This window comes from Rhizobium tumorigenes (assembly GCF_003240565.2).
GTDB lineage: Bacteria > Pseudomonadota > Alphaproteobacteria > Rhizobiales > Rhizobiaceae > Rhizobium > Rhizobium tumorigenes.
In genome coordinates this window covers 2,871,637-2,896,868 of record NZ_CP117255.1, presented here as the reverse complement: position 1 = coordinate 2,896,868, position 25,232 = coordinate 2,871,637, and the positions used below count along the sequence as shown (strand labels likewise).

Here is a 25,232-nt window from a genome sequence, read left to right as displayed (position 1 = left end):
GAAGTCATTAAAAATTTACTTAGATTCGATAATTTACCCCTCAAATCCTGGGGGTGAATACGCATCACTCTCACTTAAACACCCGTGCCTCTAACTATAGAGAGCGATGAAAGGGTTGTCCTATGCGAGGACCTTGGCAAGTCGCTCGACGGCCCAGTCGACCTGATCTGCCGTGATGACAAGCGGAGGTGCAAGACGGATCGTATGGCCGTGGGTGTCCTTGGCCAGAATGCCGAGTGCCTTCAAGGCGTCGCAGTAAGGCCTGGCGCCGCCGGCTTCCGGGTCCAGTTCTATCGCCATCATCAAGCCGCGACCGCGAACGTCCTTGACGATGTTGGACCGGATTGCCCTGAGGCCATCGAGGAAGCGGTTGCCCATGACGGCGGCGTTCTCGATCATGCCTTCTTCCGTCAGCACCTTCAGGGCGGCGCGGGCGACGGCGCAGGCTAGCGGGTTGCCGCCGAAAGTCGAGCCATGCTGGCCAGGCTTCAGGACACCCAGAACCTCCGAGTTCGAAAGCACCGCAGACACCGGATAGAAGCCGCCTGACAGCGCCTTGCCGATCAGCGTCACGTCCGCCTCAATGCCTTCATGCTCCTCAGCCAGCAGCCTGCCTGTACGGCCAAGCCCGGTCTGGATCTCGTCGAGGATCAGCGTGACGTTGTTGTCGGTGCAGAGTTCGCGGACACGCGTGAAATAGCCGGCCGGCGGAATGATGACGCCGGCCTCGCCCTGGATCGGCTCCACCAGAACCGCAACTGTATTTTCGGTAATCGCTGCCGCCAGTGCATCGGCATCGCCGAAGGGCACGGTGACGAAGCCGGGGGCGTAGGGGCCAAAGCCATTGCGGGCATCGGGGTCCGTCGAAAAACTGATGATGCCGAGCGTCCGGCCGTGGAAGTTCTCCGAGCAGACAATGATCTCCGCCTGGTTCTCGGCGACGCCCTTGACCTCATATCCCCATTTGCGAACCGCCTTGACGACGGTCTCGACTGCCTCGGCGCCGGAGTTCATCGGCAGGATCTTGTGCGAGCCGGTGAGGGCGGCGAGCTCTTCGTAGAGGTAGGCAAGCTGGTCGTTGCGGAAAGCCCGCGATGTCAGCGTCAGCTTGCCGGCCTGCTCGGTCATGGCCGCGAGGATCTTTGGATGGCAGTGACCCTGGTTGACCGCCGAATATGCGGACAGGCAATCGAGATAACGATTGCCGTCGGTGTCCCATACATACACGCCTTCGCCACGTGACAGGATGACGTCGAGCGGCTTGTAGTTGTGGGCGCCGAGGCGCTGTTCGGTGGCTATGAGATTGGCGGACAAGGTCACGGGCGGTCTCCTCTCCAGGATCAGGCGGCGCGGGTCGGGCGGTCGAAGATGCGGCGGCCGAACAGGCTGGCCGTCAGTTCAACAAGAACGCGGGCACTCTTGCCACGATCGTCGAGAAACGGATTGAGTTCGACGAGATCCAGCGACGATACAAGGCCGCTGTCCGACAGCATCTCCATGACCAGATGTGCTTCTCGGAAGGTGGCGCCGCCGGGAACGGTGGTGCCGACGCCGGGTGCGACGTCCGGATCGAGGAAATCGACGTCGAAGCTGACATGCAGCAGGCCATTTGCATTGCTCACGGTCGTCAGGATGTTGCTGATGATGGAGGCCACGCCCTGCTCGTCGATGGCGCGCATGTCGAAGACGTTGACACCGTGCTCGCGGATGGCATCGCGCTCATGTGGATCGACGGAGCGGATGCCGACCTGGTAGACCTTGCGCGGGTCGACGAAGGGTCGCTCCTTCGGCAGGATGTCGGCGAATTCCGCCTCGCCGCAGAAAAACGCCACCGGCATTCCGTGGATATTGCCGGACGGAGACGTCACCGGCGAATTGAAGTCGGCATGGGCGTCGAGCCACAAGACGAAAAGCGGGCGGCCGATACCGGCTGCATAGCGGGCCATGCCGGAGACGCTGCCCATCGACAGGGCATGGTCGCCGCCAAGAATGATGGGAAATCCGCCTGCCTTGGCCACGTCGTATACGCTTGATTCCAGCGCCCGGGTAAAGGCGCCGACGACCTTCAGGTGATGTGCCTTCGGATGATCCGGCAAGTCGCCGGCCGGTTCCGGGTGAAGGTCACCGGCATCGATAACGTTATAACCGAGTTCGATCAGCATCGTGTCGATGCCGGCGATGCGGAGCGCCGTCGGCCCCATGGCCGCGCCGCGTCGGCCAGAGCCTTCTTCGAGAGGAACGCCGATCAGCGTGACAGAGGTCGAGTGGGTGTTCATGAGGCGGTTCCCTGAATTGTCAGGGTAATATGGCCTACGGCGATGACAGCAAAAAGATGGAAAAGTGTCGGTTTTTGCGTATGATTGCGCAGATTGCCAAGGCCTATTTTACAAAGTGAGATGTGTATGGATGATCTGGACCGGGAGCTGCTGAGTGCGCTCAGGCATAATTCGCGGATACCGGTTTCATCGCTGGCTGCTGCAACCGGTGCATCGCGCGCCACAGTCTCGGCGCGCATCGACAGGCTGGTGGAAAACGGCACCATCACCGGCTTCACGATTCGCACCGGCCACGAGACGAGATCCGCAGGTGTGCGCGCAATCGTGATGATCGAGGTGCTCGGCAGGCTGGCAGACCGGGTCGCCGATCAGCTGCGCGGGTTGCCGCAGGTGCGCGCCCTGCACAGTACCAATGGCAAATGGGATTTCATCGCCGAGCTGGAGAGCCATGACCTTGCCGGCTTCGACGAGACGCTCAGGCGCATCCGGCTGATCGACGGTATCAACACGACGGAATCGAACATTCTCCTGAAAACCAGCAAGACCGGTTTCTAGTCGTATTCGTGTTCATAGACGACACCGGCGCCACCGGCACCGTTGGAGCCAGCCGAGCCCTGCAGCTTGATGCCGCGCCCGACATCGAGGTTGATCACGGCCTTGGTCGAATTGCCGGTGCCCTGCTGCAGTTCCAGATAGGTGCGCTTGTTGATGTAGCGGCCCACGCCGACCTGGGTCTGGCCCTTGGAGTCGGTAGTGACATCGAGGTCGTCCACGCCGAGCTGGTTGCGCAAACCCTCGAACAGCGAGGTCGAGCGGCCACCGGCCAGCTGGCTGGCGGCGTCTGCGAGCTGGGCAATCTGCACCGGCGAAAGCTTGGCCATGGACTGGCCGAAGATGAGCTGTGCCATGACCTCGTCCTGCGGCAGAGCGGGCGAGGAGGAGAAGCCGATGGTCGGGTCCGTGGCGACGCCTGACACATTGACGGTCACGGTCGTCGAACTCGCCGTCGAGGTCGCTTCCATGTCGAGGGTGGGTGTCAGGTCGCCGGCAAAGCTGATGCGGCTCTTGTCGGTGAAATCCAGCCGGCGGCTGAGAATGGTCAATCGGCCACGGCGCATTGTGAAGCCGCCGGTGACGACAGGCGTGGCTGCTGTCCCCTTGATGATGACGCTGCCGCCGAGTTCCGCATCGATGCCACGACCGCGCACGAAAATCTGGGACGGCGCATCGAGTTGCAGGTCCAGCCCGAGGCTCATCGATTTCTGCGTGGCGCCTTCCGCCCGGTCCTTCTTGAACTGGGCGGTCACGGCGGTGGGGGCGTTCTTGTGGCGGATGTTGATTTCCGACAGCGACGCGGGCAGCTTTTCCGGCACCGTGATCGACGCCTTCTCCAGCCTCAGCCGCCCGCTAAGGACGGGAGCGGTCAGGATTGGCCCCTTGATGCCGAGCGTGCCGTCGACGGTCGCAGTGACAAGCGTGCCGTCGACATAGGTCGCCCTGTTGAGCTTGATGGCGATGTCTGCCGGGAAGTCACCGGAGATGCCGACGGTGCCGCTGGCGGAAACCGTGCCGCCGCTGCCCAGCGTCGCATTCAGGCTGACTAGGCGCGCCTGCGGGCCCTCCAGCGTCAGGTTTGCGGAGATTGCGTTGACCGCAAGGTTGCGACGGATATCGAGGAGCTTGGCGCCGCTGACGTTGACGCTGCCCGTGATTGCCGGCGCAGCCGTCGTGCCACCGATCTGGACATTGACCTTTGCCGCGCCGCTGGCAACGTAACCCTGTGCCGACAACTGCCCGGCAAGAACGTCGAACGGTACGGTGCCTTCGAATTTCAGGGCCAGGGCCTTGCTGCCTGCAACCTCGACACTGCCGCCACCGTTCAGCGACAGACCGGAGGGGCCGCTGAGATTAAGGTCGATCGTGACCTTGTTGTCTGCAAACTTACCGTTTGTCTTGATGCCCAGCGCGGAAATGCCGGCCGATTTCGTCTGGCTCGTGGCGGCATTGGCCCAGTCTGCCTGAAATACGACGTTCGGGGACGCAGGCTTGCCGGTTACCTTGGCCGTGCCGGAGATCGTACCCTCGGCGGCGAGGCTTGCCATGAAGGTGTTCGCCAGACTTGCGGGCAGGCTTGTGATCTTGGCCTCGATATCGAGAGCCTCACCGGCGCTGCCGGTCACGTTGATCGATCCGCTGCCGGTCTGGATGGTCAGTCCGGAAAGTGTCACGGTGCCGTTGGCAATCGTTGCTTTCGTCGGCGCGCCAAGCTTTACCGGAATAGCCATCGGGGTTGCCGCGAAGTTATCGAGGCTGACAACCGTCTGGCCGTTACCAGTCACGACATTTCCCGATGCTGTCACCGGCTTGTCGTCATAGTTGGCCTTCAGATCGAAGTCCGTGCGGTTGCCCTGCTGCTTGAATGTCAGCGCCGGGGCGACCAGCCGGTTCGTGCCGGAAGCGATTTCGCCCGCACGAATGCTGCCATTGGCAGCGAATGCCTTGAGGTCGCTGATGGTCAGCCCGATCTCCGGCTTGACGATGGAAAGATCGTCTCGCCGCACTCCGGAACCGGATGCATTGATCACGGCAGAGGTCTTGCCGTTGTCGTTGTCGATCTTGACCTCGCCTCGGAGGTTGCCCTCTGCCCGCTGGCCAGCCAGCGCCGCCAACAGCCCTATATCAGGAAAGTCGAAGGTCAAAGAGCCGGCCGGCTCGAAGCCCGGCGACAGGGTCAGCCACCCATTCAGGCTGTTGTCGCCGATCTCCACGCTGAGGCCGGGTATGTCGGTTGCGCCATCCTTGGAAGTAGCATTGGCGCTGATGTTGATCGGCTTGCCATCGATCGCACCCGACGCGGTGACGCTGCCCTCGGGGGCATTCGGATCGGCGACGCCTTTGACAGCGACGTCTAGCGTATCCAGTAGGCGGCCGGCCAGTTTCACGTTGATCGCCTTCAGGCTGGCATCGACGCCGAGTTTTGCCAGCGGCCCCGATGCCTTGACGGTAAAGTCGGCCTGGCCGTCGGCGGTGTCCAGCAGCTTTGAAAGTTTCAGCAATCGGCCGGAGAGATCCGCTGTCAGCGCCTCGTCCGCAAGGGCGATATTGCCGTTAATCTCGGCGGTACCGGATTTCAGATGGAGATTGGAAAGATTGATCTTGGAGGGGATGGTGCCGGCGACCTGCGCCTCCAGCGAAATCGGCGCATCGAATTTCTGGGCGACCGCCTCGGGCAGTGCTGCCGGGGCTACTGCCAGCTTGAAATTGCCGTTCAGAGACTGCGAGGTCAGCGTGTAGCGACCGTTGAGCGTGCCGTTGATACCGCCGCTTTTCAGAGTCGTACCGTTGAAGCCGATATTGTTGGAAGAGAGTTGCAGGGGGGCGGACAGCGATAGCGGGCCGTGCACTGCCCGCTGCAGGTCCGGATTGACGAAGGAAGCATCGCCCACTGACAGGTTGAGCAGCAGCGGACCGGAGCTTGCCGAGACATTGAAATCATCGCTCTTTGCGGTGAGGTCCACCTTTGCAAGACGCCCCTGCGGCACGCTGGCGCTGTCGATCTGCGCCCTGGCATCGATTTTTGCGGAGCCTGCTGCGCCGGTTAGCGCGAGATCGACGCGTGAAATCAGGGCGCGAGCCTCGCCTTCGGCCAGCGGCCAGCGGAAGTCTACCGGTCCGGAGGTGCCGATCAGATTGGCATTGAGACTGTTGTTGCCGGCGGGATCTAGTGTCCCGGATGCCGCAAGCACGACGCTGCCTGTCGCGAGATTGCCGGTCTGGATATCGATCTTGCCTTTGCCGTCAAAGGCGGCTGCCACGTCGATGGTCGTCTGGCCGGCAAAGAGAGGCCGGAAATTCGGTGGCAGCAGGGAGTCCACCTTGCCGCCGCCCTTGACGGTGATGTGGCGCACGCCGTCTGCCGACAGCACGTGGCGCCCGTCTATCGTCGCCATCTGCTGGCCATCCAGGGCCGCCTGCAGCTTGCCGGTCCAGTCTGAGAGAGGGCCCTGGCCGGAAAGATCGATGTTCATTGCGGGACTTCCGGGCAAGCGCAGCAGACCGGCCAGCATACCGCCTTTCGGCTCTGCGAGATTGGCCTGAAGTTTCAGCTGGTTGTCGTCGGGTGCAAAGACGACGTCGGCCACCAGCCTTGCGTCCGGCACATCCAGGCGGTTGGCATTGAGCTTCATCGCCATCCTGTTGCCGTCCGCATCGAGGCTGCCCGAGGCTGCCAGCGCGAAGTCGTTGCCGGCGATCTGCTTGCTCAGTTGGATATTGGGCAGGTTGAACGCATCGACTGTGACGGCGACGGGCAAGGTGAACGCGGTGCGCGTTGCCTGCGTCGGCTCCGGCACGACTTCCGCAGTGCTGACCGGCAACCGCACGAAATCCACCTTGTCAGCGGCGATCGTCTCGGCATGGAAGGTGCCCTTGATAAGGGCAAGCGGCGACCAGTCTACGGACAGGCCGGAGATCTGGCCAAAAATTCCCTTCGTGTCGGAGAGCGTAACGTTGCCGGCGCGCAGCTTGCCCGTCAAAAGACCGGAGGGGTCCGTGACGGTGATACGGCGGTCAGGCGTCGAGGCGAGCTTGGCGACTTCATCGACGGCAAAACGCGTCACGCCCGGGGCAAAGCCAATCGCCAGGACCAGGCCAATCGCAATCACCACGACGGCAACGAGGACGATGCCGACGAGCCTGGTCAGTCCGCTCAAAACTCTTATCAAAGTGCCCATCAGAGCGATGTTACCCCATTTCGTGCCGGAATCTTAGGTCGACATTGCTGCACTATCAGAAAGACTGTCCGATGCCGGCGTAGATGCCATACGATGTGCCACCCTGGTATTTGTTGAGAGGCACGGCAAAGTCCACCCTGATGGGACCGAACGGCGTGGCATAGCGCAAGCCCACGCCTGCACCGACGCGAACGTCGGAGAAATCCGGGATGTTTTTGTCCGTAACACTGCCGGCGTCGATGAACGGCACGAGGCCGATCGTCTTGGTCACCTTGACGCGGGCCTCCAGAGACACCGTCGCATAGGACGTGCCACCGAGTGCCTGGTTCAAGGCATTGTAGGCGGTGATTTCCTGGTAGGCATAACCGCGTACAGAGCCGCCGCCGCCGGCGAAGAAACGCCGGGTGGTCGGAATGTCGGAGATATTGTCCGCGCCCAGCAGCGAGCCGGCTGCAAGCTTGCCGGCAAAGACGACATTGTCGTCGGACCCTATGCCCTTGTAGCCAGAAATGGAGCCTTCAAGCGACGTGAAGATCGTCCCGCCCAAGGCCTCATAGCCCGGCTGCGCGTCGAGCGTCGCCCGGTAACCCTCGGTGGCGTCGAGTTTGTTGTCGCGTGTGTCGCGGATATACTCGAGCGGTACGGAGAAGGTCAGGAACTGCTGGTCGCCGAAAGCATCGGTGGTGCTGTCCTCGTAGCTCACGCGACCGCCTGCCAGAGCAGTGTCGTAGTCACTGAGCTCATAGGAGTAGCCGACATCGCCGGTAATCGTCCTGGCGCTGTAGTTGTCCGGATTCGTGCTCACTGCCTTGATGCTGGCAATGAATGTGCCGGCAGCCAGCACGGCGGCCGGCTTCGTGTAGATGATCCCGGCCTCGTAATCGAGATCCTGGTAGTTGGTGGTCTCGCCAAGGCGGGACACCGTACCTTCGATGCGCAGGGATTCCGCCTTGCCGAAAACGTTTCGATCGCCCCAGTAGCCCTGCAGCCCGAAGCCGTCGGTGGTTGAGTATTGCGCGCCGGCGCCGAAGTAGTGGCGCTTGGCTTCCGAAATCTCCAGGTTCAGCGGCAACGTGCCGTCCGGTGCGAGCTTGTCGGGCTGATGGATCGTCGCGCTGCCGATCGCACCGAGCTTGCGTAGCCGTTCGGAGGCTTTCTTCAATTGCTCGGGGGAATAGCGATCCCCCTTGTTCAGGCGCGAATAACGCTGGACGAAAGTCGGATCGAGACGCTTCTCGCCGGTCACCGTGACGTCGCCGATATTGGCAATCGGGCCGCTCTTGACGTCCAGCGTGACGTCTACCGTATTCGTGGCGTGATCGGCGACGACATCGCGCCTGATCACCCGGGCGAGCGGCCGGCCTTCGCTTTTCATCTCGGCAACGACCTTGTCAGCCGACTTGATGATGACCAGCGAACCGGCGTCACCACCCAATACCAGGCCATAGTTCGTCGGGTTGCGACCGGCGGCGTCGCCTTCCAGTCGGATTTTGCCGAGCTTGAACAGTGGGCCCGGATCGACGGTGACGACCACTGGTACGGGTTTCACCCGACCGAATGTCGGCTGCGGAGGGAGCTTGTCGATATCGGTGCCGTTGACGGTGATCGTCACCACCGCCCCGTAGCGCGCATTTTCGTACAAGGATGCCAGCAGCCGGTCGCGGTCGTCGCGGGCCTTGATGACGACACCCAGATCGCCCGAAACAGCCTTGTCCTTGTCGACCTCGAGCATGGAACTCGACTCGATCGAAGATTTAAGGTCTTTGTCAGCGTTGCCGGTATTCAGCCTTACCGAATAGTGGACGGGATCGGCAACCGCATCGGTTTTATCCTCGTCCTTGCCAAAAAAATTGATGCCGAAGAGCTTGAAAGCAAACGCGTCGCTGATGAGAGCGGGACTCACGAATACGCACGCCGCGACCGCAATAACGGTGCCTGCTCGTCGATACGCAAAACCAATCCCCGGGCCGGTTCGTCTGATGTACATGCGGCGCTTTACGATTACTTATAATTTAGCCAGCTTTGCGTCCCCAACCGTTAACGCCGTCTCACCATAGCGGTTCAAAGTCGCCATGTGTAGCATTTTAATAATATACGTGAGACTACCCGTATGGGATGCAGACGCCCCGGACTCTCGCCCGGGGCGCGCTGAAGGCGATGTAGCTTAGTAGCCGTCGTTGCGGTATCCGCCGCGTGGGCAGTCGTCGATGTAGCGACGGCCGTAGCGGTCGCGATAGTAGCACTGGCCAGGCTGTTCGGCGACGCTGCCGATCGCTGCACCTGTCAACCCGCCGATGGCGCCGCCGACAGCTGCGCCCCGGAAGTTGCCGGTCACCGCACCACCGATCAAGGCGCCGGAAGCTGCGCCGATACCCGCACCCTGTTCCGTCGGTGTGCAGCTTGCGATCGACAATCCGATCAGCACGAAGGCTAGGACTTTCTTCATAAATTTCTCTCCACGTTGGCTTTGCCGTCAAAGCGGCTGGCCGTCCCCATTGTGTCCGCGCGGTGTCAGCACCGTCTTAATGCTGGTCTAAACACCAAAATATAGCGCTAAATATGATTGTCTACCGACCTATGCGGTTTTTTGCTGAGTGTTGCTTGTCGACTGGGATCTCTGCTCTAAAGACAAGGTCAGGCATTGTTTCATCGTGCAGGTCCGTTGCGCATTGGCATGGATCAATTGCAAAAGCTCGTCGATGGGCTATTTTCTCTTTTGAGCTATTCCAAACTATGGCCATTTGCCGCAGTCGGGCGGGATAGGGTTGACGTGCCGTGCAGCAGTCATACAACACGGTCACGGTACTGGAGAAAATGATGGATTTCGAAGCGTTTTTTAAGGGCGAGTTGGACGGGCTGCATCAGGAAGGGCGCTATCGCGTTTTCGCCGACCTGGAGCGCCACCGCGGCGATTTTCCGCGCGCGACGCGCCACACAGCCGACGGACCGAAGGATGTGACTGTCTGGTGTTCCAACGACTATCTTGGAATGGGACAGCACCCAAAGGTGATCGCGGCGATGAAAGAGGCGATCGATCACTGTGGCGCGGGTGCGGGAGGCACCCGGAATATCTCTGGAACCACCCATTACCACGTTCTTCTCGAGCGCGAACTGGCTGACCTGCACGGCAAGGAATCCGCACTGGTGTTCACCTCGGGCTATGTCTCGAACTGGGCAGCCCTTGGCACGCTCGGCTCGCGCATTCCGGGCATGATCATCTTTTCGGATTCGCTGAACCACGCCTCGATGATCGAGGGGATCCGCTATGCCAAGTGCGACAGGGTGATCTGGCGCCACAATGACCTGAAGGATCTGGAAGCCAAGCTTGCCGCTGCCGATCCCAAGGCCCCGAAGATGATCGCCTTCGAGTCCGTCTATTCGATGGACGGCGATATCGCGCCGATCAAGGAGATCTGCGATCTCGCCGACAAGTACGGCGCCATGACCTATCTCGACGAGGTGCACGCGGTCGGCATGTACGGTACGCGTGGCGGCGGTATCGCCGAGCGCGAAGGTCTGATGGATCGTCTTACCGTCATCGAGGGAACGCTCGGCAAGGCGTTCGGCGTAATGGGCGGATATATCGCCGCATCGACCGCGCTTTGTGACTTCATCCGCTCGTTTGCCTCCGGCTTCATCTTCACGACGTCGATCCCGCCGGCCCTGGCTGCCGGGGCTGTTGCATCGATACAGCATCTGAAATCCAGCAGTTTCGAGCGCGCCCGCCACCAGGACCGGGTCCGCAAGCTGCGTGGCATGCTGGATGCCGCCGGCATCCCGCATTTGCCGAATCCCAGCCACATCGTCCCGATCATGGTCGGCGATGCTGCCAAGTGCAAATGGATCTCGGATATCCTGCTCGACAGCTTCGACGTCTATGTTCAGCCGATCAACTATCCGACCGTGCCGAAGAAGACCGAGCGCCTGCGCATTACCCCGACGCCGCTGCACAGCGATGCGGATATCGCCCATCTGGTCGAGGCTGTGCAATCGCTCTGGGCACGCTGCGCGCTCGCGCGCGCCGTCGCCTGACGGATCGCTCCATTCGCCGATTTAGTTCAGAAGCCCGGTCGCCAGTCGCCGGGCTTCTTCGTCTGCAGCGAATACGTCGTCCATGCTCGATGCGGCCGGCAGATAGGCGAGGCGGTCCATCACCTCTTCCGCGACCTTTGCCATCGTCAGAAACCCGGTACGGCCGGCGATGAAGGCGTCAAGCGCTATCTCTTTCGCGCCGTTCAGGACCGCTCCCTGCACGCCGCCGCGTGTCATCGCCAGTCGGGCAAGGCGGATGGCCGGGAACCGGACGTCATCCGGCGTCTCGAAGTCCAGCCGCGCCAGCTTTGTGAAATCCAGCCGCTCCACCGGCAGATGTGCCCGGCGCGGATAGGATAAGGCGTAGCCGATTGCAGTTCGCATATCGGGCGCGCCAAGCTGCGCCAGAACCGAACCGTCGGAATAGCCGACCATGGAATGGACAACCGACTGCGGGTGGACGACGACTTCGATCTGATCAGGGGTGAGGCCGAACAGATGGCGCGCTTCGATCATTTCCAGCGCCTTGTTGAACATCGATGCGCTGTCGATCGAAATTTTCAGACCCATCGACCAGTTCGGATGGGCACGCGCCGTTTCGACGGTAACGTCGGCCATCTGCTCGAGGGTAAAGGTCCGAAAAGGGCCGCCCGAAGCGGTGATGATGACGCGTTCGACCGCGTGGCGCTGGTTTTCCTCCAGCACCTGGAAGATGGCATTGTGTTCGCTGTCGACCGGCAGCAGCCGTCCGCCGCCCCGTCTTACTGCGGTGACGAAGAGATCGCCGGCGGATACCAGGCATTCCTTGTTGGCAAGGGCGATATCGGCACCGCGGCGGGCAGCCGCAAGGGTGGGTGCCAGACCGGCGGTGCCGACAATGGCCGCCATCACCCAATCGCATTCCATGTCGGCGGCTTCCTCAAGGCCGCTGCGACCGGAAGCCACCGATATCCCCGATCCGTTAAGGGCGTCTTTCAGGAGACTGTAGTTCCTGTCGTCGGCTGTGACCGCAAGAGTGGCACCAACGGCTCGCGCTTGTTCGGCCAGAAGTGCGATATTGCCGTTTGCCGTCAGGGCCTTGACCTCGAACGCATCGCGTCCGCCGAGATGGCTGATCACGTCCAGCGTATTTCGGCCGATGGAGCCGGTCGAGCCCATGATCGTCAGCCGACGCGGCGCCTGCTTGTCCAATGTCATATCTGCATCGTTCGCAACTCGGAGTCATCCCTTGTCACGCAGGCTCTAGCGCGGAAGGTTCGGGGCGGCAAGTGTGCGTTGCACCATAATTCTGAAGGACGGGGGTTTACAAGCATGGGTATGGATGGGATCTATGAACCATAACAACGCGGCATTTACTATTTTCATCGACAAGATGCGCTGCGCTGGTGACGATCCCATCGTCCGGGCCTTGGCCCTGTTAGCAAGAGGTACCCGAACCGTCTCTATCGTGCGGTGTTCGGTTGCCGCCGTTGCGGACAATGTCCGTCTGTCTCGATACCAACCCTGGAGATGATCCATGGCAAAAATGCTGTTCCGCATGGCGCCCGTTTGCGTCGTGCTCGGCACGATGACGATTGCCCTGCCGGCGAAGGCCGACGGCGCGTTGATCTGGGCTCCCGTGAAGGTGGCCCCGAGGGTGTACCAGACCACAGTCGGGGTGAAGCTGCCATTGGCTGTCGATGCAAGCGCCGGCGCCGACCTCGGGCTGAGCACCGGGACTAGCGGCCAGCTATTGAGCGGCTCGGAACTGGCAACGGTCTGGGGCAAGGTGGCCGACAGCCGGCAAAGATTGGGGACAACGGAAGATAGTGCCGTCGTCGTCCGGATCGACACGCTCGGTGGCAGCGGCGGCGTATCGCTGAGCCGATCCAGGAGCTGGATCTATTCCAGCAATCTCGACCTGAAGGCATCTAACTCGCTCAATCTCAACTATGCGACTGCCGCAGGCGTGTCGCCATCGATCGACGCAACGCAGGCACTGACAATGACGTATCCCTGGGCCGGCACTGCGGTTTCGGCGAGCGGTACGGTGACCTCGGGGACGGGAGACGTCACGGGCACGCTGGCACTCAACCAGCCGATTGCACCGCATCTTCGCTTTACCGCGTCCGTTGCCGATCCGCTTTCCGCGACACGGGCCGGCGATCTGCGCATGAATTACCGCATCAAGTGGTAATGGCACCGGCGCATCGGCGTGTCTGAACCAATGGCCGGGCTCGGCGTTTCATCTGCTGAAACACAGGGAGATACTGCCATGGTGCTGAAACCCGCGACATTTAACGGTGAAGAGCCGGAAATCGAGGTTGAAAACCCAAATCATGCGACACTTGAGATGCGCGTGGCAGAGGCGCTCGCGGTCTCCGGCGGCATCAGCGCCTCCGATGTGATTGTGACTGCCGAGGGCGATGCCATCGTTCTTCGGGGCGCCGTCGCAACTGCCGACGAAGTCGAGCGTGCTGCCGAAGTTGCGCGCGGTGTGGAGGGCGTTGCCTCCGTCACCAATCACATCGCGATTGCGTGACGTCTCCGCCCAGCGTCAGCGGTTGGTAGCCGGCACGCTGCGCAGCGATGCGTACATGCCCGTGGTGCGAAACTCGGTTGGATTGAGCCCGTATACGCGCCTGAACGCTTTGGAGAAGTAATTGGCGTCGTCGAAACCCGACATGATCGCCACTTCTTTTACCGGCAGGAACGCCGCCTTAGTCAGCAGAGTGGCAGCTCTCTGCATCCGCTGTTGCATCACGAACTCAGCCGGCGGCAGGCCTTCGCTCTCGGCGAACACACGGGAAAAATGTGCCCGGCTGAGGCCGCTTACTTCCGCCAGTTCCTCGACAGGCAATGGCTTGTCGAGATTGGCGTTGATGTGATCGACGACTGCCTGCATGGCGCTCTGGGTCTGCATGAAGGCGTGCGACCCGAATACCCCGTCGTAGAGTGCCATGGCGGCGCTGTAGGCAACTGTAGAGGCCTGGGCCGGGCTCTTGGCACCGTGTATAAGCTGAAGGCTGCAATCCGCCAGCTGGTCGATGGTCCCTTGCGGCAACTTCAGTAACGGGCCGGCGGCCTCCAGTATCAGCTGGTGGATGCGCAGGGCTTCTTCACCGTTCATCGAGATCCAGAAATACTCCCAGCGGCTGTTCCTCTCCAGCCAGTAGCGGTGGTTGTGCGGCACCATGACCAGCAGGGTATCGCCCGGGCCCAGTCGATAATTGCGGTTCTCGTAGCGCAATCGCCCTTCGCCGCTGACGGTGTGCTGCAGTACTGTAAACGGTGTCTGCCCGCGCTTGCGGCCATCCCAGTCATATGTTTCGTTCTGGCGGATCTCGTAGCCGGCGCTGGTCGGCATGGCATGCAGCCTGTGTCGTCCCCGAGGCAGCGAAACCGTCCGCGTCATCGGTCCACCGTTGAGCAGTTTCTGCAGCATGAAATTACCCCTGAAAGTGTTTCGATCTCCGTCCGGTCGAAAACTTATAGGCATAGTCCGGGGTGTAAGACAGCCGAGAATGCTTGGCCGCCTAAAGCAGCGTCGAGGCGCCGCGGTCGAGGTAGGTGTCGAGGAATTGTTCCAGGCGGGGGTGGCGGGGCTTGGCGAAGACCTCTTGTGGCGTGCCGCTGAACAATATCTTGCCATGGTCGAGAAATGTCATCTGCTGGCCGACGGTGGCGGCAAAGCCGATCTCGTGCGAGACGACGACCATCGTCATGCCCTCGGCAGCGAGGTCGCGCATGACGTTCAGCACTTCGCCGGTCAGTTCCGGGTCGAGCGACGAGGTCGGCTCGTCGAACAGCATGATCTTCGGCTTCAGGGCCAGTGCCCGGGCAATTGCCACGCGCTGCTGCTGGCCGCCGGACAACTGCGACGGATAGTGCCCGGCCCGGTTTTCCAGCCCGACCTTGACCAGCTGTGCCATAGCGCTGTCTTCTGCATCCTTGCGGCTCATCTTGTGCACCGTCTTCAGCGCTTCGCTGACGTTGCCGAGTGCCGTCATGTGCGGCCAGAGATTGAATTGCTGGAAGACCATGCCGATACGGCCGCGGATAGCCCGGTTGGTCGCGGCCGACAGGCGTTCCCGTACCCCTTGTGCATTTTCCGTAAAGCCGAGCACTTCGCCATCGATGGTGATGGTGCCCTTTGTCGCTTCCTCGAGAAACGCCATGCAGCGCAGCAGCGTGCTTTTGCCGGAACCGGAGGGGCCGATCAGGCAGGAGACCTGACCCTGCGGGATTTCCAGATCGATGCCATGCAGCACGGTCGTGTCGCCGAACTTCTTGATCAGGTTCTTGACTGCGATTGCCGGGATACTCATGCGTTGAAAAACCTGAATCTGGTAAGTTTCGTTTCGGCGAGATGGCCGAGCCAGCCGGTGGCTTCGACCAGGACCCAATAGAAGACGGCAAGCACGAAGAGCGCTTCGACAAAGGCATATTGCTGCGAGCCGATGGCGCTCAGCGTGGCCGTCAGTTCGGGCACCGTGATGATCGACAGCACCGCCGTTTCCTTCATCAGGATGATGGTCATGTTCAGCGAAGGCGGCAGCACCAGCATGATCATCTCCGGCAACAGGATGCGTCGGATGATCTGACCCTGGCTCATGCCGACGCATTCGCCGGCTTCGATATGGCCGGGAGGCACGGCCGCAAAGCCGGAGCGGAAGATTTCGCTGTAATAGGCCGCCCCGTAGATCGACAGGCCCATGAGGCCGGCCGGGATCGGATCGAGCGACAGGCCGATGAAGGGGCCGCCATAGTACACCAGGAAAATCTGGATGAGGAAAGGCGTGCCGCGCAGGATAGCAACCAGCAGGCCAAAGACCTTATCGACCACAGGGCCGCCGTATCGGCGGGCCACTGCAACGAGGAAGCCAAGGAAGGCGGCTGCGATGGTGCCGAGTATCCAGATGAGGATGGTTACGAGGCCGCCGCTGACGATCGCCGGCCACTGGTCGATGATGACATGGATATCGAAGCTCATCGCGGCGCTCCCGGCAACGAGCGTTCGATCATGCCGCCTGCAAGCGCCACGATCCAGTTGATTATGAGATAGATGAGGCCGGCCGAGGCGAAGATCTGCAGCGGCAGGAAAGTGCTGGCGGACAGGTCCTGGGCCATGCGGGTTAATTCGATGATGCCGACGACGGATACCAGCGACGAGGCCTTGAGCAGCAGGATCGCTTCGTTGACGAGGGCCGGAAAGGTCAGACGCATGGCGATTGGCGCCTTGATGCGGCGAAAGATCTGGGCAGGCGTCAGGCCGACCATTTCGGCACATTCGATCAGGCCGCGTGGGACACTGGCAAAGCCGCCGCGAAGGTTTTCTGCCTGATAGGCGGCGGTCGACAACGACATGCCGATGATGGCTGCGACGATGCTCGGCACGTTCAGGCCGATGGCCGGCAGCAGATTGTAGATCAGCAGCAATTGCACCAGCAGGGGCACGCCGCGAAAGAAGCTGATGAAAATTCGGGCTGGCCAGATGAACAGCCGCTGGCCCGACAGCGTCATCGCCGAGATCAGCAAGGCAAGCGTGAAGCCGATCAGGATCGACGCGACGCTGATCGTGATCGTGTAGATCGATGCTTGCAAAAGCAGTTCGAAGAGTTTGAAGGACATGTCCTGAATTCGCTCGCCTGGCAGTCAGTGAGACGCGATCCTGTCTCGGATCGCACCCCGGGGATAAGCCGGGGCGCAATCAGTCAGAAAGATGAGCAGATCAGAATGCCGGGTCCTTGACGGCATCCGGGGTGTCGAAGCTGGCGCCGAACCACTTCTTCTGCAACGTGGCCAGGCGGCCATCTGCCTTGATCTTCAAAAGAGCCGTGTCGATCGCGTCCATCAGAGGCGCGTGATCGGCGTCCTTCAGGCCGATGAAGCCGAAATAGGACTTCTTGCCGAATGTCGGCGTGACGACTTCGAAGACGCCTTCACGCTGCTTGGCAACGAATGCAATGTTCGGCAGCGAGTTTGCAACGCCTTCGACGCGGCCTGCGGCGAGGTCGGCATAGGCGTCGTTGAACGAGACATATTCGTGCACGTCGACTGGCTTGGGCAGGGTAGCCGAGTATTCCTTCAGCTGGTCGAGCTGCGAGGTAGCCTTGCCGACGCCGATCTTGGTGCCGGCAATGTCTTCCGGCTTCACGATCTTCTTGTCGCCGGCCTTCTTCAGGATGGCGATGCTGGCCTCGGCGATTGGCGGCGTGAAGCGGTAATGTTCCAAGCGCTTCTTGGTGATTGTGGCCGGACCGGCGACGACGTCGAATTTGCCAGCTTCAAGGGCCGGGAAGACGCCGTCCCAGGGAAGCGTGACCCATTCGATCTTGACGCCGAGTTCCTTGCCGATTTCGGCGAACAGATCGACGTTGAGGCCGACATGCTCGCCGGCATCGATGAAGTCGAAGGGGGCGAAGGCGGTTTCGGTACCGACCTTCATGGTGCCGGCAGCCTTGACTGCGGCAAGCGTATCAGCAGCCTGGGCCGACAGCGTCGCGCCTAGCAGGAAGGCAGCGCCGAGAAGACCCTTCAGCAGGGAATTGGTTTTCATGATTTCTCTCCAGTTTTTCATCCCCCTGTCGGAGGATTTGAATGTGATTTTTCCCGCGAGACGGATTTCTGCGATCCGCTTTTGACTATACAAATAGATATAGCCGGGCCTAAGGTGTCAATGTAAAAGTCTGGACACGCAAAAAATGTGCCGGCTGACAGCTGCAGGCACATCGCCCGCCATTGCCGGGTGACCGGTAGGCTCTGTTGCCACACGGATCGAGGGGTCGACCTTGGCATCAATTTACCAGACCATTTTCAGCGACATAGAGGCGAAAATCCTGGCCGGCGAATGGCAGCCCGGGTCCCGCATTCCGATCGAGCAAGACCTGGTGGTGCAATATGGTTGCTCGCGAATGACGGTCAGCAAGGCGCTGTCGGCGCTCGTCACGCGTGGCATGGTGGTGCGCCGGCGCAAGACAGGTTCATTCGTCGCTCTGCCGCAGATCGACCGCACCGTGATGGATATCCAGGATATCAGCACTGCCGCCGAACTCGCCGGGCACAGCCACGGCCACAGGATCCTGACGAGGAAGATCGAACGCCTGGACGCAGGCGACGCCAAGCTGCTTTCTGAGCCGGTGGGTGCCGAAATCCTCAGGCTGCAATGCCTGCACATCGTCGATGGCAGGCCGAATGCGCTCGAGCGCCGCATCATCATGCTGGATCTGGTGCCGCTTGCCCGGGAGGAGAAATTTGCCACGATGCCGCCGGCAAAATGGCTGCTGGAGCAGGTGCCCTGGACCAAGGCCCGTCACGTCATCCGGGCGATCTCGGCCGATCAGGCGACAGCGCGTTTGCTGGAGACGGAGCGTGGCGAAGCCTGCCTCAATCTCGTTCGCCAGACCTGGCAAAATGGCCGCACCGTCACCTACGTGGAAATCACCCATCCGGGCGACCGGTTCCAGTTTGCCGGCTGTTTTCAGCCAGCGGCAACCTGGCCTACCGCAGGCGATCGCTGAGAAGCGCGATAGAGGCCACGTCGGCGTTGGCGAAGGCCAGCCGCAGATAGTGATCCTGTCCTTCGCCGAAATAGCTGCCGGGGATGCAGACGACGCCGGCCTGCCTCGCGAGCCTCTCGGCAACCTCTGCCGATGACTGCCCGGCAAAGGGATGGCGGACGAAGGCGAAATATGCGCCGATGGCACCGATTTCCCATTGCGGCAGATCGGCGAACACCTGACGCAGCGCATCGGCCCGCCGGGCGATTTCCTGGCGATTATCGGCGCGCCAGTCGGCGAGAAGCGGCAAGGCGGTGGCAACCGCCATTTGCGGCGCACGGGGCGCACAGATCTGCATATTGTCCATGACCTTGGCGATTTCCGCAACGAGGGCCGGTCCTGCAGTAATTGCTCCAAGCCGATGGCCGGGAATGCAGAAGGATTTCGAAAAACTGTAGAGCAGCACAAGCGTTTCTTCCCAGCCGGGTTCGGACAGAAGCGCGTGCGGCCGCCCGAAATCCTCGGGTAGGAAGTCACGGTAGGTTTCGTCGATGATCAGCCAGGCGCCGTGCTCCTGGCAGAGCTTGAAAAGCTTATACAGCAGATCTTTCGGATAGACGGCACCGGTCGGGTTGTTGGGAGTCACCACCACGAGCGCCCGTGCACCAACTGCCAGCGCTGCTTGCGCCGAGTTGAGATCGGGCAGGAAACCGTTGGCCGCGTCGCATTGGACCAGACTATGCCCGATACCGAGCATCGACAGCGTCGTTTCGTGATTGAAGTAGTAGGGATTTGTCAGCGCCACGCTGCCACCCGAAGCCGTCAGGGCAATGGCGGTGGACATGAAGGCCTGGTTGCAGCCGGCGGTAATGTGGATGTGGTCGGCGTTGATTTCCGCGCCATAGACCGCGCTGACATGGTGCGCATAGGCTTCGCGCAGCATCGGTTCTCCCTCGATCGGGCCATAGCCGGTCATGGCAGGCGAGGCGGCGGCTTGCCCAAGCAGCCGCAGCATCTCGGGATGGGTCGGATAGCCGGGGACGGCCTGCGACAGATCGATCAACGGGCCGAGCCCGCCGTCATAGGCTCTCCCCCAGGCGTGCACCGAGGGGATCGGCGGGGGTGAGAGACGGGTGACGAGGGGGTTGGCTTGGGCGCGGGTCATATTGGCTTTCTCGTTTTTCCATTGCTACAACGAGTGCAACGGCATTCTCAACTGCTTTGTCGGGCGAGGCAGGCGGGAACAACATCGGGCAGAGGAAGCGGCTATGAGCTGGGACAAGACGAAGCTGGACGCGTTGCGGGCGAAATTTAGCGATGCTGCAGGCGGCGCGATTTTCGACGAAGCGTTTCGCAAGGTCGGCGACAAGATCTTTTCAAAGAGCGGCACGCGGCTGGCACCCTATTCCGGCCTGCCGACATTCGTCAGCGCGCCCTATCTGCCGGTTTCTGCGGAAGATCCCGATTTCGGCAATCTGCAGGTGGCCATCCTCGGAATTCCGATGGACCTCGGCGTTACCAACCGCCCGGGTTCGCGCTTCGGGCCGCGTGCGCTGCGCACCATCGAGCGGATCGGTCCCTACAATCATGTGCTCGGTACTGCACCGGTGTTCGATATCCGTGTTGCCGATATCGGCGATGTGCCGTTCCAGAGCCGCTACCGGCTGGAGCAGTCGCATGCGGATATCGAGAAGCGCGTCAACCAGATCGTCGACGCCGGCGTCCTGCCCCTATCGGTCGGCGGCGACCATTCGATCAGCCACCCCATCCTGAAAGCCGTCGGCAGGAAGCGGCCGGTCGGAATGATCCACATCGACGCCCACTGCGATACCAGCGGCGCCTTCGACCAGACCAAGTTTCACCATGCCGGGCCTTTCCGAAACGCCGTCCTCGACGGGGTTCTCGATCCGACGCGCACGGTACAGATCGGCATTCGCGGCTCGGCCGAATATCTCTGGGAGTTTTCGTTCGAGTCCGGCATGACAGTCATCCACGCGGAGGACGTGACGGGTCTCGGCATTCCGGCGATCATCGAAAAAGCAAGAGCCATCGTCGGCGACGGTCCGACCTACCTGTCGTTCGATATCGACAGTCTCGATCCGAGCTTTGCGCCGGGGACCGGAACGCCTGAGATCGGCGGCCTGACGACACGCGAGGTGCTGGAGCTGATTCGTGGCTTGAAGGGGATCGATATTGTCGGTGGGGATGTGGTCGAAGTGGCGCCGCAATACGACACGACCACCAATACGGCGCAGGCCGGTGCCCAGGTGCTGTTTGAAATCCTGAGCCTGATGGTGTTCAGCCCGTCACTCGGCGGGCGGTAGGCTTTTACGGGCAGGCTTTGGAAAATCGACGGACACGGGCGACCCCGTATCCGTCGATTGGATCTGGCCTAGAATACCGCGAGGTACTTCAGCAGCGAGATGATGCCGATGATGATCACGATGATCTGCACGATCTGGCGGATGCGAGCCTCGATGGGCAAACGCTGAACAAGCCAAAGCACCAGAATGATCACCAGAAACGTGATCAAAATACCAATCAAAACAGATGAACCCATTGTCCCCAACTCCTTGCGTCTTGAATATGCCTTGCGGCCACTTGGCTTAACTATGTAGCCATGTTCATAAGGAAAGGCCGGCAGATAAATTCGATGCATTTTTGTGCGTGTGGTGCAATAAAGCCGCCGATCGACAACTGATTTTACCGGTTTGCTGAGCTCTTTCCAGCGTTTCCAGTTCAATCGGGCGCCAATCCGTGCTGTGGGGGTAACTATGCTGAACAGGTCCGTCATCGTCATGTCGGTGTGCATCACCAGCGCGATCGGCGTCTGCTGGTCTTCCCTAGCCCGGGCCGACGCCTACACCGCCTATAGCAACACCGCGTCCAGTATAACCGGCGACATCTCGATGGATGATTTCAGCATCAGCTTTGCCAACGGGGAATCGCTCGATTTCTCGGATCTGGTCAGTGACCATTTCCGAATCGACGGTCACAGGGTTCCGGCGTCCGTCTATCGGGTGCAAAACCCGGCCGATCCGGTGCTCGAAAATGGCAACAGGCTCTGTGGCTCCGGCAAGGTCAGCTATATCGCTACATGGGGTGCTGGTGTGGGGCTGACGGCGGTTGCAGTTTTCACAGGCCACGCCGCTCCCGAGAGCGACGAAGACATGTGCGGTTCCTATATTTACAACGATTGATACAAAATCGCCATTTTCCGGATGGCAGATGCCGGGCCGCACCGGCTGTTGCGAAGAACATCCGGGTGCACGGAACGATTGTCCGTCACGTCGATTGATATGTAGCTTTTGCGTTTTTGGGGGGCGCCATGACGCTTGAGGATAGGCAGTGGTCTGAGAGTTGTTATGTGGAGCGAGACAAGCTCGGCTTCTACATGATCGTCAGTTCCACCCGGCAAGCCATGAACCTGCTCTCCCGCTACTGGCCAGTCAGCGAAGGAGACGCCTACTTCAATGCCTTGCGGACATTTGGGCAGGTGATGATGAACAAGTTGCCGCCTGATGACGCCCGCGAAGCCTTCCTTGCCGCAGCGGAGGAGGCCGGCGTTTTCGTATCGGATACGCCTCGGCTCTTAAATGTGCCGAAGGTATAGCCAGTCATTGCCGGCAGACGCTTTCGCCTTGCGGCAAACCGGCTCCAGTATCGTAAAATCAGGCGACCGCCCCGAATTGCGCCTCGTGCAGCCGTGCATAGGGACCCCGGCGTGCGAGCAGCTGCTGGTGCGTACCGTCCTCGACGATGCCGGACGTGCCGACCACGATAATCCGGTCTGCGTTGCGGATTGTTGCCAGGCGGTGGGCGACCACCAGCGTCGTGCGTCCTTCCGAGAGCGCTGCAAGAGACTGCTGGATGGCGTATTCGGTGGCTGTGTCGAGCGCGGACGTGGCTTCATCCAGGATCAGGATCGGCGGGTTCTTCAGGAAGATGCGCGCAATCGCCAGCCGCTGCTTCTGGCCGCCAGAGAGTTTCACGCCGCGCTCGCCGACGCGGGTGGATAGTCCGTCGGGGAGCGACAGCACGAATTCATCCAAAGCTGCCCGCCTCAGCGCATCGATGATCTCGTTGTCGCTGGCACCAAGGCGTCCATAGGCGATATTGTCGCGGATCGTGCCGCCGAACAGGAATACATCCTGGGCGACGATGCCGATCTGCGCCCTGAGCGAGGCCTGCGTCATGTCGCGGATGTCCATTCCGTCGATGCTGATGGCGCCGCTGTCGACTTCGTAGAAGCGTGGCAGCAGCGAGCAGATCGTCGTCTTGCCGGCGCCTGACGGGCCAACGAAGGCAATCGTCTCTCCGGCCCTGATCGTCAGGTTCAGCCTGCCGAGAATCCTGCCATTGGCGTCGTAACCGAAGCTGACGTCGGTATAGGCGATGTCGCCCTTCAGATGCTCCACCGAGACGGCGTCCGTCCGGTCGGCAATGTCCGGGGCGGTGTCGATCAGCGTCGTGAAGCGCTTGAAGCCGGCTATGCCCTTCGGATAGCTTTCCAGCACGGAGGTGATCTTGTCGATCGGCCGGAAGAAGACGTTGACCAGCAGCAGGAAGCCGACGAAGCCGCCATAGCTCAGCTCGGTGCGAATGACGAAATAGGTGCCGGCCACCATCACCAGCAGCTGCACGAACCGGGTGCCGAAATAGGAGAGCGTGAGGCTCGCCGTCATGTAGGCATAGGCATTCAGCTTGGTCGCCTTGTATCCCTCGTTGTTGACGGCAAACAGCGCGCGCTCGTGGTCCTCGTTGGCAAACGCCTTGACGACACGGATGCCGCCGACGCTCTCGCCGATGCGGGCGTTGAACTCACCGACCTGGCCGAACAATTTCCGCCAGTTTTCCGTCATCCGGGCGCCGTAGCGGCTGACCATCCAGGTCATCACGGGAACGATGACGGTCGTCATCAGCGCCAGCTTCCAGTGCACGGTGAACATCAGGATGAAGGCGCCGATGAAGGTCATGATGGCGATGAAGACGTCTTCCGGGCCATGGTGGGCGACTTCGCCGACCTCCTCGAGATCCTTGGTCACATGGGCGATCAGGTGCCCCGTCTTGTTGTTGTCGAAGAAGCGGAAGCTGAGTTTCTGGATATGGTCGAAAGCCTGGCGACGCATGTCGGTCTCGATGCTGATGCCGAGTGCGTGTCCCCAGTAATTGACGACCGCCATGAGGCCGGTATTGATCACATAGACAACCAGCAGCAGCACGGCGACGCCCGCAATCAGGCCCCAATCCTGGCCCGGAAGCAGCGTGTCGATGAACAGCTTCATCGCCAGCGGAAACCCGAGTTCCAGAAGGCCAGCAACGACCGCGCAGCCGAAATCGAGATAAAAGAGCTTCTTGTAAGGGGCGTAATAGGAAAAGAACCGGCGCAGCATGGGAAAACTCGCTTATGGGGCAGGAGGCAATCGACCAGCGGCTTGAACAAAGAAAAGGGCCCGAAAGCCGGGCCCTTTGGCAGACGATAGAGAGGGTCTAGCCTATCAGAAACTTCTCTGGAAGCGAAGAATGCCGGCCCAGGCGTCGTTGTTGGTCGAATCCCACTTGGTGTACTCGACTTCCGGCTCGATGGTGAATCCGCCGACCGGCTTGAACTGCAGGTTGGCAGCCGCGGCAAGGATCTTGCTGTCGGTGTAGGCGACCTGGACGTTGCCCTTCAGCTTGTCGTTGATCGGCACGTTGACGCCGCCCCAGACAGCCCAGTCGCCCCAGCCGCAAAGCTCTTCCTTGTTGACGGGGCAGGCGCCATCGGTCACGTAGCCCGAAGCATACTTGTTGAGCTTGTCGCCGTCTGTGTTCCAGCCGCCCATCAGGAATGCCGAAAAGACGCCGAAATCGGCATCGACGCGGGCCTTGATGGCGCCTTCCTCGACGATCGAGTCGTAGCCGCCGACCACCTTTAGGCTCCACATGCCCGACTTGTAGCCGAGGCCGGCAACGACATCAGGCGCATAGGTGTCGGCCTTGGAGACCTGCCAGCTGCGGCCATTGCTCTGGACGAAGGAGGAGTCGTAATTTGCGTCGGATGCAGACTGCGAATCCTCGACCGAGACCATCGCGGTGAACCCGTTGCCCGGATCGTAGGTGTAGGTCAGCTGGTTGAGTTCGGTGTTCGTCGGTCCCGGACCGTAGGAGACCACGTCGTCCTGGATGATGTCGCCGGCATAGCCCGTGTAGGACGAAAACTGCGAATCTGCCTTGCCGACGAGGAAGCCGCCGAGGCTGATGTTGGCAAACAGGACCTTGTTGGTGTTGATGCCCTCGGACGATTCGAAGCGGTAGACCATCTCGGTCTTCAGCGCGCCGTATTCGGTGTCCGTTGCGGTATCGACGTTCAGTTCGACGCGCGTATGCCAGAAGGTGCCGATCTTATGGTCAGGCTGGTAGGCATCGTGCCATTCGCCTTCGGTACGGACCATGCCGCCGATCTTGAGGCATGTCTCGCTGCCGGGGATGTAGAAGTAGCCGGCGCCATAGGCGTCGCAGATGCGAACATATTCAAGGGGTTCCGGCTCGGCAGCGACGATGGCGTCGGCGGCCTTTGCTCCGGAGACGATGGAAAGGGCTGCGGCCGAGCCCAACAGCAATGTGCGAATGTTCATGATCTATCCAATCTGTCGGGATTGGCCGTGGCAGCTGCGCGCAAAACTGTCTGCTGCAACTGCGGCCTGTGCCATGCTCCACCTGGAACAGCGGCG

The 25,232-nt window shown here is 61.0% G+C and carries 23 protein-coding genes; 8 read left to right on the top strand and 15 right to left on the bottom strand.

The window, feature by feature from the left end; translation table 11 throughout:
* Positions 1 to 120: 120 nt before the first annotated feature.
* Together rocD and rocF are read right to left on the bottom strand one after the other, a co-directional pair.
* Positions 121 to 1,320 carry an ornithine--oxo-acid transaminase gene (rocD, locus tag PR017_RS14195; protein ID WP_111219808.1) on the bottom strand — a complete coding sequence of 400 codons (1,200 nt, stop codon included), beginning with the start codon at positions 1,318 to 1,320 and terminating at the stop codon, positions 121 to 123.
* Positions 1,321 to 1,340: 20 nt separating this feature from the next.
* On the bottom strand, positions 1,341 to 2,276 hold the full coding sequence (gene rocF, locus PR017_RS14190; protein ID WP_111219810.1) for an arginase: 936 nt from the start codon (positions 2,274 to 2,276) through the stop codon (positions 1,341 to 1,343).
* Between the two features lie 126 nt (positions 2,277 to 2,402).
* Between rocF and PR017_RS14185 the strand changes: the two genes are divergently transcribed.
* On the top strand, positions 2,403 to 2,831 hold the full coding sequence (locus PR017_RS14185) for an Lrp/AsnC family transcriptional regulator (protein ID WP_111219812.1): 429 nt from the start codon (positions 2,403 to 2,405) through the stop codon (positions 2,829 to 2,831).
* Here PR017_RS14185 and PR017_RS14180 read toward each other — a convergent pair.
* The 3 genes from PR017_RS14180 to PR017_RS14170 all read right to left on the bottom strand — a co-directional run bounded on the left by PR017_RS14180 (position 2,828) and on the right by PR017_RS14170 (position 9,455).
* Positions 2,828 to 7,009 (bottom strand): translocation/assembly module TamB domain-containing protein, encoded by a 4,182-nt coding sequence (locus PR017_RS14180; protein WP_111219814.1) that lies wholly within the window; start codon positions 7,007 to 7,009, stop codon positions 2,828 to 2,830. The two genes, PR017_RS14185 and PR017_RS14180, sit on opposite strands and share 4 nt — an antisense overlap.
* Positions 7,010 to 7,064: 55 nt before the next feature.
* Positions 7,065 to 8,996 (bottom strand): autotransporter assembly complex protein TamA, encoded by a 1,932-nt coding sequence (locus tag PR017_RS14175; protein ID WP_111219816.1) that lies wholly within the window; start codon positions 8,994 to 8,996, stop codon positions 7,065 to 7,067.
* A gap of 177 nt (positions 8,997 to 9,173) precedes the next feature.
* Positions 9,174 to 9,455, bottom strand: a complete 282-nt coding sequence (locus tag PR017_RS14170) for a YMGG-like glycine zipper-containing protein (RefSeq protein ID WP_111219818.1) — start codon at positions 9,453 to 9,455, stop codon at positions 9,174 to 9,176.
* A 371-nt stretch (positions 9,456 to 9,826) separates the two neighbouring features.
* Between PR017_RS14170 and hemA the strand changes: the two genes are divergently transcribed.
* Entirely contained in the window at positions 9,827 to 11,041 is a 1,215-nt protein-coding gene (gene hemA, locus PR017_RS14165) for a 5-aminolevulinate synthase (RefSeq protein WP_111219819.1), read from the top strand.
* A gap of 21 nt (positions 11,042 to 11,062) precedes the next feature.
* On the opposite strand, the gene dxr is transcribed toward hemA, so the two are convergent.
* Positions 11,063 to 12,238, bottom strand: a complete 1,176-nt coding sequence (gene dxr, locus PR017_RS14160; RefSeq protein WP_111219821.1) for a 1-deoxy-D-xylulose-5-phosphate reductoisomerase — start codon at positions 12,236 to 12,238, stop codon at positions 11,063 to 11,065.
* A gap of 319 nt (positions 12,239 to 12,557) precedes the next feature.
* Between dxr and PR017_RS14155 the strand changes: the two genes are divergently transcribed.
* Positions 12,558 to 13,217, top strand: coding sequence for a hypothetical protein (locus PR017_RS14155; RefSeq protein WP_111219823.1), 660 nt, complete (start codon positions 12,558 to 12,560; stop codon positions 13,215 to 13,217).
* A 78-nt stretch (positions 13,218 to 13,295) separates the two neighbouring features.
* Complete coding sequence (locus PR017_RS14150; protein WP_111219825.1) at positions 13,296 to 13,562, top strand: BON domain-containing protein; 267 nt, start codon at positions 13,296 to 13,298, stop codon at positions 13,560 to 13,562.
* 15 nt (positions 13,563 to 13,577) lie between these two features.
* Here PR017_RS14150 and PR017_RS14145 read toward each other — a convergent pair whose 3' ends face one another.
* The 5 genes from PR017_RS14145 to PR017_RS14125 form a co-directional block, all read right to left on the bottom strand.
* Positions 13,578 to 14,519, bottom strand: coding sequence for an AraC family transcriptional regulator (locus PR017_RS14145; protein ID WP_341797228.1), 942 nt, complete (start codon positions 14,517 to 14,519; stop codon positions 13,578 to 13,580).
* 37 nt (positions 14,520 to 14,556) lie between these two features.
* On the bottom strand, positions 14,557 to 15,348 hold the full coding sequence (locus PR017_RS14140; protein WP_111219829.1) for an amino acid ABC transporter ATP-binding protein: 792 nt from the start codon (positions 15,346 to 15,348) through the stop codon (positions 14,557 to 14,559).
* Positions 15,345 to 16,013: an amino acid ABC transporter permease gene (locus tag PR017_RS14135; RefSeq protein ID WP_111219831.1), complete on the bottom strand. Its 669-nt coding sequence runs from the start codon at positions 16,011 to 16,013 to the stop codon at positions 15,345 to 15,347. The genes PR017_RS14140 and PR017_RS14135 overlap by 4 nt, the downstream gene beginning before the upstream one ends.
* On the bottom strand, positions 16,010 to 16,651 hold the full coding sequence (locus tag PR017_RS14130; protein ID WP_111219834.1) for an amino acid ABC transporter permease: 642 nt from the start codon (positions 16,649 to 16,651) through the stop codon (positions 16,010 to 16,012). Before PR017_RS14130 ends, PR017_RS14135 begins: the two co-directional genes overlap by 4 nt.
* Before the next feature lie 100 nt (positions 16,652 to 16,751).
* The gene (locus PR017_RS14125) at positions 16,752 to 17,579 is read right to left on the bottom strand and encodes a transporter substrate-binding domain-containing protein (protein WP_111220035.1); all 828 of its coding nucleotides are present in this window, start codon (positions 17,577 to 17,579) and stop codon (positions 16,752 to 16,754) included.
* A 232-nt stretch (positions 17,580 to 17,811) separates the two neighbouring features.
* Here PR017_RS14125 and PR017_RS14120 point away from each other — a divergent pair, with 232 nt between their 5' ends.
* Positions 17,812 to 18,540 carry a histidine utilization transcriptional repressor HutC gene (locus tag PR017_RS14120; RefSeq protein WP_111219836.1) on the top strand — a complete coding sequence of 243 codons (729 nt, stop codon included), beginning with the start codon at positions 17,812 to 17,814 and terminating at the stop codon, positions 18,538 to 18,540.
* Here PR017_RS14120 and PR017_RS14115 read toward each other — a convergent pair.
* Positions 18,521 to 19,684 (bottom strand): aminotransferase, encoded by a 1,164-nt coding sequence (locus tag PR017_RS14115; RefSeq protein ID WP_111219838.1) that lies wholly within the window; start codon positions 19,682 to 19,684, stop codon positions 18,521 to 18,523. The genes PR017_RS14120 and PR017_RS14115 overlap by 20 nt on opposite strands.
* 103 nt (positions 19,685 to 19,787) lie before the next feature.
* On the opposite strand from PR017_RS14115, the gene speB reads away from it, so the two are divergent.
* The gene (gene speB, locus PR017_RS14110) at positions 19,788 to 20,843 is read left to right on the top strand and encodes an agmatinase (protein ID WP_111219840.1); all 1,056 of its coding nucleotides are present in this window, start codon (positions 19,788 to 19,790) and stop codon (positions 20,841 to 20,843) included.
* A gap of 68 nt (positions 20,844 to 20,911) precedes the next feature.
* Here speB and PR017_RS28310 read toward each other — a convergent pair whose 3' ends face one another.
* Positions 20,912 to 21,079: a Thivi_2564 family membrane protein gene (locus PR017_RS28310; protein WP_111219842.1), complete on the bottom strand. Its 168-nt coding sequence runs from the start codon at positions 21,077 to 21,079 to the stop codon at positions 20,912 to 20,914.
* A gap of 214 nt (positions 21,080 to 21,293) precedes the next feature.
* Between PR017_RS28310 and PR017_RS14100 the strand changes: the two genes are divergently transcribed.
* Both PR017_RS14100 and PR017_RS14095 read left to right on the top strand, forming a co-directional pair.
* Positions 21,294 to 21,719 (top strand): hypothetical protein, encoded by a 426-nt coding sequence (locus PR017_RS14100; RefSeq protein ID WP_240538970.1) that lies wholly within the window; start codon positions 21,294 to 21,296, stop codon positions 21,717 to 21,719.
* Positions 21,720 to 21,847: 128 nt separating this feature from the next.
* Complete coding sequence (locus PR017_RS14095; RefSeq protein ID WP_111219844.1) at positions 21,848 to 22,132, top strand: DUF982 domain-containing protein; 285 nt, start codon at positions 21,848 to 21,850, stop codon at positions 22,130 to 22,132.
* 58 nt (positions 22,133 to 22,190) lie between these two features.
* Here the strand turns inward: PR017_RS14095 and PR017_RS14090 are convergent, their stop codons facing one another.
* The gene (locus PR017_RS14090; protein ID WP_111219845.1) at positions 22,191 to 23,912 is read right to left on the bottom strand and encodes an ABC transporter ATP-binding protein; all 1,722 of its coding nucleotides are present in this window, start codon (positions 23,910 to 23,912) and stop codon (positions 22,191 to 22,193) included.
* A 105-nt stretch (positions 23,913 to 24,017) separates the two neighbouring features.
* Entirely contained in the window at positions 24,018 to 25,136 is a 1,119-nt protein-coding gene (locus tag PR017_RS14085; RefSeq protein WP_111219847.1) for a porin, read from the bottom strand.
* Between the last annotated feature and the right edge of the window lie 96 nt (positions 25,137 to 25,232).